Below are 13,889 nucleotides of genomic sequence, written 5' to 3'. Positions count from 1 at the left end.
TAAACGGAAATTCCCACCCAGAAGGAGATTACTGCATGATAAACCTAGAGACCCTAGAAGGTTGGTTAAATGCTCCAGTGGAAAATGAGCGACTAGAATTTAAACAGGCTAAAAATCAATTTGATACAATCAAACTGTTAAAATATTGCGTCGCCCTTGCTAATGAAGGAGGTGGCCATTTTATCTTAGGTGTTACCGATAAACGTCCCCGTAAAATTGTTGGTTCACAAGCCTTTCCTACACCCGAAGAAATTAACAGCATTAAATCGCTAATCGTTCAAAAACTTCGCTTGCGCGTGGAAATCACCGAATTGGCCCACCCTGATGGTCGTGTCTTGGTTTTTGAAGTGCCAACCCGTCCCACAGGACAACCTATCGCCTTTGAAGGTGCTTATCTAATGCGAGCAGGGGAAGACTTAGTACCCATGACACCTGATCTGCTTAAGCGCATCTTTGCTGAAGATCAACAAGATTGGTTTTGTCAACCTGCTCGTTCTCATGCTAGTCCAGATGAGGTTATTGACCTATTAGACACCCAAACCTACTTTGAATTGCTCAAGCTTCCCTATCCTAGCCATCGTGATGCTGTTTTAGAAAGATTACAAGGCGATCAACTCCTGCAAAAAACCCCACAAGGTTGGACAATTCCTAATTTATCTGCCATCCTTCTGGCCAGACAACTTGAGAGCTTTTCCCCTACCTTAGCGCGTAAAGCACCACGAGTGATTATCTATGAGGGAACAGGTAAAATTAAAACTCGACTGGAACAGACAGGAACTAAGGGATATGCTGTGGGTTTTGATGGTTTAGTTAATTTTGTCCACGATTTAGCCCCTCAAAATCGCGTCATCGAGGAGGTTCTTAGGGAAGAAGTGAAAATGTTTCCTCCACAAGCTTTGCGAGAACTGATCGCCAATGCTTTGATTCATCAGGACTTTCTCGCTACAGGCGCTTCGGTGATGATTGAAATGTATGATGATCGAGTAGAAATCTCTAACCCTGGTATTCCTTTTATCAAAGTAGAACGCTTTATAGACGAATATCGCTCCCGTAATGAGCAATTAGCTGACATAATGCGTCGTTTTGGCATTTGTGAAGAAAAGGGCAGTGGTATTGATAAAGTTATTTCCGCTGCCGAGAAATTTCAACTTCCCGCACCAGATTTTAGAGTAGGTGAGATCCGAACAACTTCTATCCTATTCGCTCATCAGGATTTTGGCAAAATGAGTCAATCTGACCGTATTCGCGCTTGTTATCAGCACTGTTGTCTCCTCTATGTCGATAATCAACGGATGTCTAACCAAACCTTACGAAATCGCTTTTGTTTAAATGAATCAAAAAACAATACTGTTTCTCAAGTGATTGGGGCAACTAAAGAAGCAGGACTGATTAAACTTGACGAATCTGAATCTAAATCAACTCGTTATGCTCGTTATCTCCCCTTTTGGGCCTAGACTAGCCTTGAGCGAAGTGTACACTGAGCTTAGTCGAAGTGTGGAAATGCTAAAAAGTGCTTCAACGCAAATCCATTTTAGGGATGTCAAATCGGCGAAACCCTTATACAGCGAGCAAAAAAGTGCTTCAACGCAAATCGACATTTTTCCAAGAGGAGATTTTATCATCGCGTCCACACGGGAGTGGGACTTGTGGACGACAACGGCGATACATTTCTTTAAACTGCACCCCCCAAACGTAAATAGGCTTCAATAAAGCTATCTAAATCCCCATTCATTACCCCGGTAACATCGGTGGTTTCCACATTACTACGCAGATCCTTCACCAATTGATAGGGATGAAAAACATAGTTACGGATTTGATTGCCCCAAGCGGCCTCCACCATATCGCCGCGAATTTCGGCGATCGCTTGAGCCTGTTGTTCCCGAGCAATAATTAACAATTTCGCCTTTAATAAAGCTAGGGCTTTTTCTTTATTTTGTAATTGCGATCGCTCTTGGGTACAACGCACAGCGATACCTGTGGGAAGATGAACCACACGCACGGCAGTTTCCACTTTATTAACATTTTGTCCACCTTTTCCCCCCGATCTAGTGGTGGTAATTTCTAAATCTTTATCGGGAATTTCTACCCTCACCGCATCATCGCCCAAAATTGGCATCACTTCCACCCCGGCGAAACTGGTTTGACGTTTACCATTAGCATTAAAAGGGGAAATTCTTACTAACCGATGGGTGCCTTTTTCTCCTTTGAGATAACCGTAAGCATAAGTTCCGGCAATCTCAATTGTCACCGATTTAATTCCCGCTTCATCTCCTTCTGATATTTCCGCTAAAGTGACTTTATATCCCTGTTTCTCGGCCCAGCGAGAATACATTCTCAGGAGCATTTCTGTCCAATCTTGGGCATCGGTTCCCCCGGCCCCAGCATTAATCGTTAAAACTGCTCCTTTTGCGTCGTAGGGACCATTTAAAAGCCGTTGCAATTCCCAGCGATCGAGGTCATGCTGTAAATGAGTTAAATTGTCCGTCGCTTCTTCTAGCAAAGTTCGATCGGATTCTAATTCTAATAACTCGATAATTGCCTTGGTATCTTCTAATTGTCCACACCAACTTTGATAGGTTTCTAAAGAAGATTTACATTCATTTAGTTCTTGCAGGGTTTTTTGAGCAGTATCGGGATTATCCCAAAAAGTGGGGACGGCTGCCACCTGTTCTAAGTCTTTAATTTTCGCCCTTAAAGTGGGTAAGTCAAAGATAGTCCTGGGTTTTACCCAGGCGCGATCCTACTATCTCGATACCTTTTTTTAGTTCCGATATTTCCATGTTATCAGTTAAGTAAGTGGTTGTAATTAAATAGACGATGGATTTTGCCTTTGATCTTCCCCGTCCTCTTGATTAAGGGAAATGCCGATCCCCCCTTAATAAGAGGGGCATCTGAGGATTTTTAACGGCTAAAATGGTACGATCGATCCGCGCAGGGGGGCAAGACTTTGTAAAGCGTTTTCAGCCTTATCACGACTACTAAACGCGCCTATTTGCCAGACGCGACGACCTTGGTGGGAAGTGGGGAAAGCGTCGGGATAGAGAGAACGAACCCTAGTGCGATCGCTCTCTGTTTTAGCTTCGATTACTACTTTAAAACCTTGGCGACCACTATTGCTCATATTACCACTACTGGGATTAGCGGCAGCCCGATTAAAAGTGATTACGTCTGATAAACTTCTGGGATTGCCTAGGTTGCGCGGTGGCGGTGGTGGTACAATTGCATTATTATTCTGAGAATTGGGAGGAGTCAGGGGGGGTAAATTAGGGGTAACTGGGGACGGTGGCGTTAAATTTGGCTCTGGTAATGGATTATTGACCACTGGCTGAGGATTGCTCTCTACTGCTGTTTCTGCAGCGGTAAAGGTATATTCTCGCACTTCGGGATTAGCAGCAGGATTAACAGGTGTTTCTGCTTTGACGGATTCTCTGGGGAGGGAATAACTATTACCCGCGAGTAATTCCGGGGGAGGATTGAAATTGGGACTATCGGCAGTTAGATAGATATGACTGAGATTTTGACCGGCTAGACTGCGTTTAGTAAAGCGCCAGCCATCGATGAGATAAATTTGCATTAAACCGGTCCCTAAACCTTTTGTCCGTCCAATAATTACCTCCGATTGCCTGGGATTGCGGGGGGTTCCCACAAGGACTAATTCCCCGTTGCGTTGTACGATACGCAGCAGGTATTCTAAACCGTAATCTTTGCCCTGAATGCGAAGGGAATAACCGTTACTGTCGGTGGCCCGTTCACAACTGCCGGTAAAATCGAAATCGAGGAGCAGAGGCTGAACAATGGTCGGTTCTGTGCCATTTACCGCCCAACATTGGCGTTTTCCTGGGATTTGTTGCAAAATCAGTAAATCGTATTTACCGTTACCGTAGGGTCGGGCAATAGCGATAAAATCTTCTTGATTAACTTCTCTTTGTTCAAAGAGAGTTGCTTGACTCGGTCTAGTCAGGAGGCAACCCCCCAGAAGTGAAAACAGTAGGGTAAATTTTAAGGATGATTTTAGATTCATAAATAGGGAGCGTTGTTATAGAGATTGTACTTGCATTTATTTTATCGATCTAGACGTAAGCCAGAGAATTTTGTTTTCTTTTGCTCAATAAATCTAAAAACCTTGTTGGGTAAAACTTTTAGACTTTTTGGTTTCCAAAAAGTACCAGATCTGGTAGTGATCGGGTGGAAAATCCCTGGACTTTTTCCCTGAAAATTAGGTAATTGACCCCCTCAAAATCGCTAAAACCCTACACCCCACACCCTACACCCCACACCCTACACCCTGCCCCCACCGAAAAACTTTTTGCCGCAAACCCTAGTTATTACTCGACCTAATCCACAGTAGGATAGAGATTGCTAAAAATTGACTCTTGAGTAGAGTGGCAACAAGATGGCGAAAGCGGCGATTATTGGATTGGGAAGATCGGGAATAGCAGCGGCAAGATGCTTAAAACGGGATGGTTGGCAGGTGACATTAAGCGATCGCTCTGATTCTCCCAGTTTACAAGCAACCAAAACCAATCTGGAAAGGGAAGGAATTATTGTCAATCTTGGTCAAAATCTCAGTCTAGAGGCTTCGGACTTGCCTAATCTTATCGTGGTTAGCCCCGGGGTGCCTTGGGATGCCCCGATTTTAATTACTGCCAGAGAAAAAGGCATCGATACGATCGGAGAATTAGAATTAGCTTGGCGTTATCTGCAATCTTCCCCTTGGTTGGGTATTACGGGAACTAACGGCAAAACCACCACCACCGCCCTCTGTGCCGCTATTTTTCAAAAAGCGGGGTTAAATGCCCCTTCCTGCGGTAATATCGGCTATGCTGCCTGTGAATTGCCTTTAAAAGCCGATAAATACGATTGGATTATTGCGGAGATTAGTAGTTATCAGATCGAGTCCAGTCGGGATTTATCGCCGAAAATCGGCATCTGGACAACTTTTACCCCCGATCACCTCAGTCGTCATCAAACCCTGGAAAATTATTATCGGATTAAAGCCTCTTTACTGCAAAAAAGCGATCGCCAAATCCTCAACGGTGATGATCCCTATCTGCGTCAAATCGGTGTTAGTCAATGGCAACAAGCTTATTGGACTTCTGTGAAGGGCAAAGCTGCGCTTTTGGGCGATCCTAGTCGTGGTGTTTATCTCCAAGATAACTGGATCGTGGCTTTTGGGGAGTTAATTGCCCCGGTTAATCTCCTGAAAATGGTGGGTAGTCACAATCAGCAGAATTTGCTTATGGCTGTGGCCGCCGCTAGATTGGCAGGAATCGAGAAAAAAGCCATTACCGAAGCGATCGCCACTTTCCCCGGGGTTGCCCATCGTCTAGAGTATATTTGTACCTATAAAGGCCTAGACTTTATTAATGATAGTAAAGCAACTAACTACGATGCCGCCGCAGTGGGCTTACAATCCGTCCCTAGTCCGGCGATTTTAATCGCGGGGGGAGAAGCGAAAGCAGGGGATGATCGGGCTTGGATCGCTGAAATTAAGGCAAAAGTCGCCACCGTGCTGCTGATTGGTGACGCTGCCGCCGATTTTGCCCGTCGTTTACAGTCAGCAGGTTATCAAGATTATGAATGTGTAGAAACGATGGACAGGGCAGTTCAACGCGCGGCTGAACTAGGACCGGCAAAAGAGGCTAAAGTGGTGTTATTATCGCCCGCTTGCGCCAGTTTTGACCAATACCCAAGTTTTGAACATCGCGGCACTCACTTTCGGCAATTGTCTTTACAGTTATGGGGAGATGGGGAAGTGGGGAAGTGGGGGAATGGGGAAGTGGGGAATTTCAACTAAAACCCCAACACCCTAAAACCCTAACACCCTAAAACCATGTTGCCGACGACTAAGACGCAATTTTTGTTCCCAAAGATACTCTTTTTCGGCTAAGTTGGGTAAAATCAGGAGGAGTGAACCAAAAAAATTAAGAGAAAAAACGTGCTGGGATCGTCCTTCCATCTTGATCATCTTTTTAACAAGCCCCTAATTGCCTGTCTTTTGTCCTGTGTGGGTGTCTTGCTGCCGATCCCAGTTTTAGCGACACCGGTGGCAGTGTTAAAAAGTCAAGAAAATGCCAATCAATGGACAGATATAACCGAACGTTTGCAAAATGTCGGGGTTAATTACTGCATTCTCCAGAGTAATCAGTGGCAAAGCGACGCGGATTTAAATAAAATTAAGGTTCTAATCATCCCCAACGTCGAGACTATTTCCGGTTTACAAGCTGATGTCTTGAGTCGTTGGCTTAATCGCGGTGGTAAAATTATTGTCACCGGTCCGGCGGGGAATCTTTCGGAACCTGCTGTGCGTCATCAATTGCGATCGCTATTTGGGGCTTACTGGGCTTATCCTCACTCCCAAGCTTACACCCTGCGGCCGACTAATTTAGGTGAACTGAAAAACCAAAAACCTCTAGCCAGCAGTCTCCTCGGTGGTGTGGTTATCCCCACGGGAGTTAATAGCCAAACCGTTGCCGTCTGGGGGGCGCGCAACAATCCCCCCGCCGTTGTCCTCAATAATAACTCGATCTTTCTCGGTTGGCGCTGGGGCAGCGATGCCGTCGCTAATCTCGCCCTCGATAGTGCTTGGCTAGAAACCGCCCTGCAACGCTACGGCATTAATCGCAGTTCTTCCAATAGCACAATTGCGCCCTATTGTCAAGGAAGCTCAACAATAGTTAATAATATTAACAATACACCATTAGCGATCTCGCGTAGCGAGCGCGTTGCGATCGCACCCCGTCGCCCTCTACCGCAGATTTCAGAAAATCCCCCCAGTGAAACGGCGAGATTAAGTCCGAGTACCGAGGCAATTCCCCCCAGAGCCAGCCTAACTCCTCAACAAATTAGCCAGATGACGGCGGAATTGCAGGGATTAATCGGGCGTTATGGGGTGACTCTCTTAGCTTTAGAGGCCAGCAACAGTAATATATCCAATACTGATAAATCCTTAGCACAAGCATTTCATAATCGCGGGAAAAATTCCCCCACCTCAGATACAGCCAGACGATTCCGTTTAGCCCTAGAAAATGCCCAAGGAGCCTTAAATAATTTTCAGAATTTAATTGCTCAGGGGGCCTATACCCAAGCGCGGGAATTTTGGTTACAAGCGCGGCGAAATCTTTGGGATAATTATCCCACTAATCGACAATTTGCCCAACCAGAAATACGGGCAATGTGGTTAGATCGAGGCACGATCGTAGAAGCTAAAAATGAGGACGATTTAGCTAAAGTATTCGATCGCATGGCGGCAGCGGGTATTAATGTGGTCTTTTTCGAGACAGTTAATGCTAGTTATACTATTTATCCCAGTCAAGTTGCCCCCGAACAAAACCCTTTAACTAGAGGTTGGGATCCCCTAAAAGTTGCCGTTAAATTAGCCCATGAACGCAATATGGAAATCCACGCCTGGGTGTGGGTTTTTGCGGCGGCTAATCAAGCTCATAATAAAGTATTAGAGCAACCATTAGATTATCTCGGTCCAGTTTTATCCCGTAATCCCGATTGGGGGGCAACTAATAAAAGTGGTGGTTCTTTTGATTACAGTCAAGGCACGAAAAAAGCCTTTTTTGATCCTGCTAATCCCGAGGTACAGAACTATCTTTTATCTCTTTACGAGGAAATTGTCAAGAATTACGATGTGGATGGCTTGCAGTTAGATTATATTCGCTATCCCTTCCAGAGTCAAGATTCTAATCAAACCTATGGTTATGGTAAATCCAGCCGTTGGTTATTTAAACAAATGACGGGAGTTGATCCAATTACTTTAAATCCCCGGGGCGCTTTATGGGAACAATGGACTAGCTTTAAAATCCGTCAGGTTGATACTTTTGTCTCGCAGGTTTCTACTCGCTTAAAACAGATTCGCCCCAACTTAAAAATGTCGGCGGCGGTGTTTCCCCTAGAACAAAAAGAACGATTATATCGTATTCAACAAAACTGGGAAGAATGGGGACAAAATCAATGGATAGACCTGATATTTTTAATGACTTATGCTCTCGATACAGGGACTTTAGAAGATAAAACCCAGTCTTTATTTGATCGCCAAATTGCAGGAAATGCTCTGATTATACCCGGTATCCGTCTGTTAAAAGTACCCGATCAAGTCACGATCGATCAACTACAATTTATTCGCAATCTTCCCACTTCGGGATTCGCTCTTTTTGCCACAGAAAATCTCAATCCCAACTTGCAAACAATTCTTAATCGCATTCAGGGATCGATAATTACGAAAAAAACCGAACCTTTACCCCACCGTCAACCCTTCAAAACGGCGGCGGCGAGGTTTAATTCCCTGCGTCAAGAGTGGAGTTTTTTAATAATAAATAATTTATGGGCAATGGAGGAGGGAACCTTAAAAGCTTGGGGGCAAGAAGTGGACGAAATGGCTAATCTATTAGAACAATTGGCTAATAATCCCAGCCCTCGCAATTTGACTTTAACTCAAAATGCTTTAAAGCGATTTAGCTATAAATTTAAATCTGTGATGTCCAGACAAAAAGATTTATCTGCCTATCAAATACAGGTCTGGGAAAATCGCCTCGCAACCCTACAAAGTCTCTTAAGTTATGGTCAAATGGTTGAGTTTTAATTAAGGCAAAAGGTAGGAGGTAGGTTTTGGGGTTTTAGGGTTTTAGGGTTTTAGTTCAATTTCCCCACTTCCCCACCTCCCCACTTCATAATTCATCATTCCCACACCCGACACCCGACACCCGACACCCGACACCCTCTTGTCAGAGGCCCGCCCGAATATGTAACAATTTATGGGAGAAACCCCAAGCAAATTTAACGAGAAAAACATGGCAGGTACAATTAAGAAAGGAGCTTTAGTCCGCGTGGTGACGGGAAACCTAGAAAATAGCCTCGAAGCCCTAGCCAGCGATCGCCGTTTACCCAGTTATATGTTCAACTCGACAGCAGAAGTCTTGGATGTAAAAGATGATTACGCTTTGATTAAATTCTATGTTCCTACCCCCAGTGTGTGGCTAAAGCTCGAACAACTGGAACCCGTCTGATGAGGATATTGCCTCATCCATAAACCATGGCTGACTTCTACGATACACTCCTCCCCTGTCAATCGCCCCGAGTCTCGGTTATTGGTGCTGGTAACGTCGGACGCACCCTGGCCCAACGCATCGCCGAAAAAAACCTCGCCGATGTAGTTCTCCTCGATATCGTCAATGGTTTACCCCAGGGTATTGCCCTAGATTTGATGGAAGCCCAGGGCATAGAACTGCACGACAGCGAGATTATCGGCACTAATAACTACGAAGACACGGCAGGCTCGGATATTGTCGTGATTACGGCTGGATTAGCCAGAAAACCGGGCATGAGTCGCGATGACCTCATGAATGTCAATGCCAAAATTGTCGTTGAGGCCGCCACTAAATGCCTCAAGTATTCTCCGGAAGCCATTTTTATCGTCATCACCAATCCCCTTGATGTGATGACCTATCTAGTCTGGCAAGCAACCGGTTTACCCCCCCAAAGAGTGATGGGAATGGCAGGAGTCCTCGATTCTTCCCGTTTACAAACCTTTATCGCCATGGAATTGGGGGTTAGTACCGCCGACGTTCATGCTATGGTTTTGGGTGGTCACGGTGATTTAATGTTACCCCTACCCCGTTACTGTACCGTCAGTGGTGTGCCAATTACCGAATTAATGGACGAGATGACGATTAATCGTCTAGTGGAGAGAACTCGCAACGGTGGGGCTGAAATCGTCAAATTACTGCAAACTGGCGGCGCTTATTACGCCCCTGCTTCCTCTGCCTGTACCATGGTCGAGACGATATTGAGAAATCAATCCCGTTTACTGCCGGCGGCAGCCTATCTTAAGGGTGAATACGGTTTACAGGATGTCTATCTGGGGGTTCCCTGTCGCCTAGGCTGTCGGGGTGTGGAAAGTATTCTGGAAGTGCGTTTAACCGATGCTGAACGTCTGGATTTACACACTTCTGCCGCCTCAGTTCGTCAAAATGTTCATTTAGCCCTTGACAGTCTCAAGGTTTTGATGTAGTTAATACAATTCGTATTTTAAGAGGGTACAGGGCAAAGAACCGTTATACAAGGGAGTGCGACGGGAAGAACGCAGACCGATTTGTTTGGTCAGTTCTTTGTTTCCCGATAAAATATAGGCTGTCCAACCCTTAAACCTCTGTTTTAAGACATCACCGAAGGATTTATATAAGGCCCCTAATTCTTCGGTATTGCCCAATCTTTTGCCGTAAGGGGGATTACAGAGAATAATCCCTCGATCGCTCGCCGGTTCTAAGTCGGTGATGCTTTGCAAGCTAAAATTAATATGGTTCTGCACTTGACAAAAATAGGCGTTATCCTCGGCCTGATGTAGAACCTCATAATCGGCATCACTAGCATAAATTGGCGCATTTAGCTGAGATTTTTGTTTTTCTTTAGCTTCCTTAACCAAAGATTGCCATAAATCCGGTTGATAGTCTGGCCACTTCTGAAATCCGAACTGGGAACGAGATAAACCGGGGGCAATATTTAAAGCTTTTAACGTCGCTTCGATGACAATGGTTCCCGAACCACAAAAAGGGTCTAAAAGCGCCATATCATCCTGCCATGCCGATAATTCTACCAAAGCAGCGGCGAGACTTTCTTTCAGAGGTGCGACTCCCATGGCCCGATGATACCCGCGACGATGCAAACTGTGACCAGAACTATCTAAACTAAGCACACAGCGATTTTTCTCGATATGAGCGTTAATTTGCAGGTCGGGATTTTCTGTATCCACAAAAGAACGTGGATTCCCCTGTTGACGCTGTTGGTCGATAATAGCGTTTTTGATGCTTAAAGCGGTGTAATGGGTGTGATTGAGGCTATCGTTCGTTCCCGTACATTGTACCGCTAAAGTTTCCTCACTGCTGAGATAATCGCGCCAATCAATGGCTTGAATGCCGTCATACAGTTCCTCCCCATCCCCACAGGGAATTTCGGCAATGGGAACCAAAACCCGAAAAATAATTCTTGACCAAAGATTGACTCGATAGAGTAGGGCCAGATCTCCCTGAAAATGGACTCCGGTGAATACGGGTTTCACTTCTTTGGCCCCCAGGAATTCTAATTCCCTAGCGGCAATTTCTTCTAGTCCCCTAGCGGTAGTGGCAAAATAGGATCGAGTCATTTCAGTTATCAGATGTGAGTGATCAGATGTGAGTGATCAGATGTGAGTTATCAGATGTGAGTTATCAGTTTTCACAGAAAGATTTTAATTTTCATCTCCTTGTAAATTCCTATCTGATTCCCTCAAGTCAGTTAAAATCGATTAATGCCACAGGATTTAGTGCATCGGAAAATTTTACCCAATCACGACCATAATAATCCTCTTTTGTCAAGGCAGAAATGCTTAAGAATTGTGTCGCTGTGGTCATTAGTTTTATCCTGACAAATGCTCAGACCGACTCTGTGGCTCTCTCCTCTCCCCTGAAGTCTTAACAAGTAATTGAGATGCACGAGCAGCTAATCTACTGAGAAACCCAAAAAATGCGTCTTTGATTAGGATCCCGTCGGGGACTTTGTTCCCCCATGACTTGCCGCGCTTGACTAGGATCGAAGCTGCGAGTAAATTGACCGCGCAATTGATTGACGCGTTCCTCCTTTTCTTGGGCCGCCAAACGCACTTCTTCTAATTTTGCCTGTTGGATCTGTTGGTAAGGTAGCAAACGAGCGATCGCAAAAACTGCCGTGATGGAAAGAGCGCTATAGGCAATAATTCGCAGCCAAATCTCGATAATTTGCCATTTTTGGGATTTATTGCCGCTTTTTGGCTTTTTTTGTGTTTTTTTGTCGGTTTGGTTTCGTGTTCGTGCGGTCATAGATTTATGAGTATAAGTAAAATCGGTCAGAAAAGTGGCTAATTACCTTCAAGTTACACCCAATCACTGATAACTGGTAACTGATGACTGATCACTGAAAAAACCCCAATCGGTCTATCCTATAGCTAGGTCAGACGGGATCAGGGTTTATTGAAAGCGACTTTACTTATAAAGTTCCGTCGCTAGACGAAAAGCCAAAATCCCGGGGATTAAAGCAATTACCAGAGCGACTAAAACTTGAGTATCAGAAAGCATTGCTGATTATCTCCTCATAAAGATATTCATCCAATACTTTCCGACATCATCGGGGTTCTCTGCATCATTTCGTTACAAGACTTCATATCTCCCCACCCCGATGACGGTTATCTCCCCTAGAAAAGAAAGTTGTAAAAGCGTTAAGCTGAAGTATTGCCATGATTACATTTATTTTTACCTGCGGCCTCAATGTTAGACTCGCTCCTTGATTCATCTCTAACCCTTAGTCTAAAAACCCCGTTAATTCTGTTGGTTCTCATTGCCCTAGAAGCGGTATTATCAGCAGATAACGCCATTGCTCTCGCTTCCATAGCACAGGGATTAGGAGATCATCAGCGTCAACGTCAGGCCTTGAATATTGGCTTAGTTTTCGCCTATATTCTCCGTATGATCTTGATTCTTACCGCCACCTGGGTGGTTAAATACTGGCAGTTTGAACTTTTGGGAGCAGTATATTTGCTCTGGTTAGTCTTTAATTACTTTGCCTCCCCTGAAGACAAGGATCACAGCCATCATAGTCTCCAGTTTCACTCTCTCTGGCAAGCTATCCCCCTAATTGCCGTTACTGATTTAGCTTTTTCCCTCGATAGTGTTACCACCTCCATCGCCGTGGCCGATGATACTTGGTTGATCCTGCTTGGTGGTACGATCGGAGTAGTTACCCTGCGCTTTATGGCGGGTTTATTTATTCGCTGGTTGGAAGAATACACCCACCTAGAAGATGCTGGTTTTGTCACCGTCGGTTTGGTGGGTTTAAGATTGCTGTTGCGGGTGATTAGTCCCGATTTTGTGCCGCCGGAATGGATTATGATTAGTTTAATTGCTATCCTCTTTGCTTGGGGTTTCTCAAAACGCAACGATCGAGAACCAATAGAGAGTGATACCATCCAATCTGATAAATTGCCATAAAATAATCATCAGGAGTCAGTATTCTCCGAGCCAGTATTCAGGAGATTGCTTTTATTTATTCTCCCCACTTCCCACTCCCCCACTTCCCACTCCCCCACTCCCCCATTACCCCACTTCCCCACTTCTCAACCCCTGACTAATTACCGACCACCGAAAAGAAAATCCCTAGAAGATCATGTCATCTTTACCGACTCCATCTGCTGATACCTTAGAAAATTCTACTCGATCGCCCTCTTGGAAAATTAAACTCCTCTACGATGGAGAATGTCCCCTCTGCTTGCGCGAGGTCAATTTTCTGCAAAAACGGGATGCTGGGAGAGGATTAGTTGCTTTTGTCGATATTGCCGCCGAAAACTATAATCCAGAGGAAAATGGCGGTATTTCTTTCGCGGCAGCCATGGGACGAATCCACGCCGTACTAGCTGATGGTACTATCCTCCAAAATGTGGAAGTGTTTCGCCAAGTCTATGATATTTTGGGCATTGGTTGGATTTATGCCGCTACCAAATGGCCGGTTATTGGGTTTCTAGTGGATATTATCTATGAAATTTGGGCTTCTTGGCGATTAACCTTAACCGGAAGACCGAATTTAAAAACAATCTTAGCAGAACGTCAAAAACGTCTGGAATGCAACTCATCAAATCGTTGTTCTCAGTCAGTTAAAATCTCCTAAAAAAATAGGGAGTATTTAGGGTTTGCTGAATAAATCTGAAATGTAGGCAAAGTAAAGGTTTTGGGGCTTTTCTTGCGAAACAGGTGCAAGATTTTGAGAGAATCGTCGTTCAAAACCTTGCGTCTTCATCGGCCCGCGTCCTGTAGGGGCGAAGCATTCGGACAATAACCTATCGGTGAAAAGGTAGATTTTCTATCCGAATGCTTCGCCCGTAC

At 44.8% G+C, this 13,889-nt stretch carries 14 protein-coding genes; 8 read left to right on the top strand and 6 right to left on the bottom strand.

From position 1 onward, the window contains the following. Positions 1–35: 35 nt before the first annotated feature. Positions 36–1,454, top strand: coding sequence for an ATP-binding protein (locus O9300_RS08730; protein WP_287971279.1), 1,419 nt, complete (start codon positions 36–38; stop codon positions 1,452–1,454). Positions 1,455–1,672: 218 nt separating this feature from the next. Here the strand turns inward: O9300_RS08730 and prfB are convergent. Both prfB and O9300_RS08720 read right to left on the bottom strand, forming a co-directional pair. Next, positions 1,673–2,780 (bottom strand): peptide chain release factor 2 gene (prfB, locus tag O9300_RS08725; protein ID WP_287971278.1). Its coding sequence is split into 2 segments (ribosomal slippage): positions 1,673–2,707 and positions 2,709–2,780, totalling 1,107 coding nucleotides; the frame shifts between segments, so codons are not numbered across the junction. A 128-nt stretch (positions 2,781–2,908) separates the two neighbouring features. After that, positions 2,909–4,021, bottom strand: coding sequence for a DUF3747 domain-containing protein (locus tag O9300_RS08720; protein ID WP_287971277.1), 1,113 nt, complete (start codon positions 4,019–4,021; stop codon positions 2,909–2,911). 372 nt (positions 4,022–4,393) lie between these two features. Between O9300_RS08720 and murD the strand changes: the two genes are divergently transcribed. Continuing rightward, a complete protein-coding gene (murD, locus tag O9300_RS08715; RefSeq protein ID WP_287971276.1) occupies positions 4,394–5,797 on the top strand; it encodes a UDP-N-acetylmuramoyl-L-alanine--D-glutamate ligase in 1,404 nt (467 codons plus the stop codon). A 12-nt stretch (positions 5,798–5,809) separates the two neighbouring features. On the opposite strand, the gene O9300_RS08710 is transcribed toward murD, so the two are convergent. Continuing rightward, on the bottom strand, positions 5,810–5,959 hold the full coding sequence (locus tag O9300_RS08710) for a hypothetical protein (protein WP_287733064.1): 150 nt from the start codon (positions 5,957–5,959) through the stop codon (positions 5,810–5,812). Here O9300_RS08710 and O9300_RS08705 point away from each other — a divergent pair. The 3 genes from O9300_RS08705 (at position 5,939) to mdh (ending at position 10,018) form a co-directional block, all read left to right on the top strand. Next, a complete protein-coding gene (locus O9300_RS08705; RefSeq protein ID WP_287971275.1) occupies positions 5,939–8,590 on the top strand; it encodes a glycoside hydrolase family 10-like protein in 2,652 nt (883 codons plus the stop codon). The two genes, O9300_RS08710 and O9300_RS08705, sit on opposite strands and share 21 nt — an antisense overlap. 208 nt (positions 8,591–8,798) lie before the next feature. Further along, positions 8,799–9,014: an NAD(P)H-quinone oxidoreductase subunit O gene (locus O9300_RS08700; protein WP_287733062.1), complete on the top strand. Its 216-nt coding sequence runs from the start codon at positions 8,799–8,801 to the stop codon at positions 9,012–9,014. 26 nt (positions 9,015–9,040) lie between these two features. Beyond that, a complete protein-coding gene (gene mdh, locus O9300_RS08695) occupies positions 9,041–10,018 on the top strand; it encodes a malate dehydrogenase (protein WP_287971274.1) in 978 nt (325 codons plus the stop codon). Here mdh and O9300_RS08690 read toward each other — a convergent pair whose 3' ends face one another. From O9300_RS08690 to psaM, 3 genes are all read right to left on the bottom strand, one after another. Further along, positions 10,019–11,146, bottom strand: a complete 1,128-nt coding sequence (locus tag O9300_RS08690) for a THUMP domain-containing class I SAM-dependent RNA methyltransferase (protein WP_287971273.1) — start codon at positions 11,144–11,146, stop codon at positions 10,019–10,021. Between the two features lie 340 nt (positions 11,147–11,486). Next, the gene (locus O9300_RS08685; protein ID WP_287971272.1) at positions 11,487–11,837 is read right to left on the bottom strand and encodes a slr1601 family putative cell division protein; all 351 of its coding nucleotides are present in this window, start codon (positions 11,835–11,837) and stop codon (positions 11,487–11,489) included. A 162-nt stretch (positions 11,838–11,999) separates the two neighbouring features. Beyond that, positions 12,000–12,092 carry a photosystem I reaction center subunit XII gene (psaM, locus tag O9300_RS08680; protein WP_012264462.1) on the bottom strand — a complete coding sequence of 31 codons (93 nt, stop codon included), beginning with the start codon at positions 12,090–12,092 and terminating at the stop codon, positions 12,000–12,002. 189 nt (positions 12,093–12,281) lie between these two features. Here psaM and O9300_RS08675 point away from each other — a divergent pair, with 189 nt between their 5' ends. From O9300_RS08675 to O9300_RS08665, 3 genes are read left to right on the top strand one after another with little or no spacing between them, the layout of a single operon-like run. Then, positions 12,282–13,001, top strand: coding sequence for a TerC family protein (locus O9300_RS08675; RefSeq protein ID WP_079206768.1), 720 nt, complete (start codon positions 12,282–12,284; stop codon positions 12,999–13,001). 45 nt (positions 13,002–13,046) lie between these two features. Further along, a complete protein-coding gene (locus O9300_RS08670) occupies positions 13,047–13,205 on the top strand; it encodes a hypothetical protein (RefSeq protein ID WP_287971270.1) in 159 nt (52 codons plus the stop codon). Further along, positions 13,177–13,674 (top strand): thiol-disulfide oxidoreductase DCC family protein, encoded by a 498-nt coding sequence (locus O9300_RS08665; protein WP_147074020.1) that lies wholly within the window; start codon positions 13,177–13,179, stop codon positions 13,672–13,674. Before O9300_RS08670 ends, O9300_RS08665 begins: the two co-directional genes overlap by 29 nt. The last annotated feature ends 215 nt before the right edge of the window (positions 13,675–13,889 follow it).

It is taken from the genome of Microcystis sp. LE19-195.1E, assembly GCF_027532095.1.
In the GTDB taxonomy this organism is placed as follows: Bacteria; Cyanobacteriota; Cyanobacteriia; order Cyanobacteriales; family Microcystaceae; genus Microcystis; species Microcystis aeruginosa.
The sequence above is the reverse complement of the archived record's forward strand: the minus strand, read 5'-3'. Positions and strand labels throughout refer to the sequence as shown.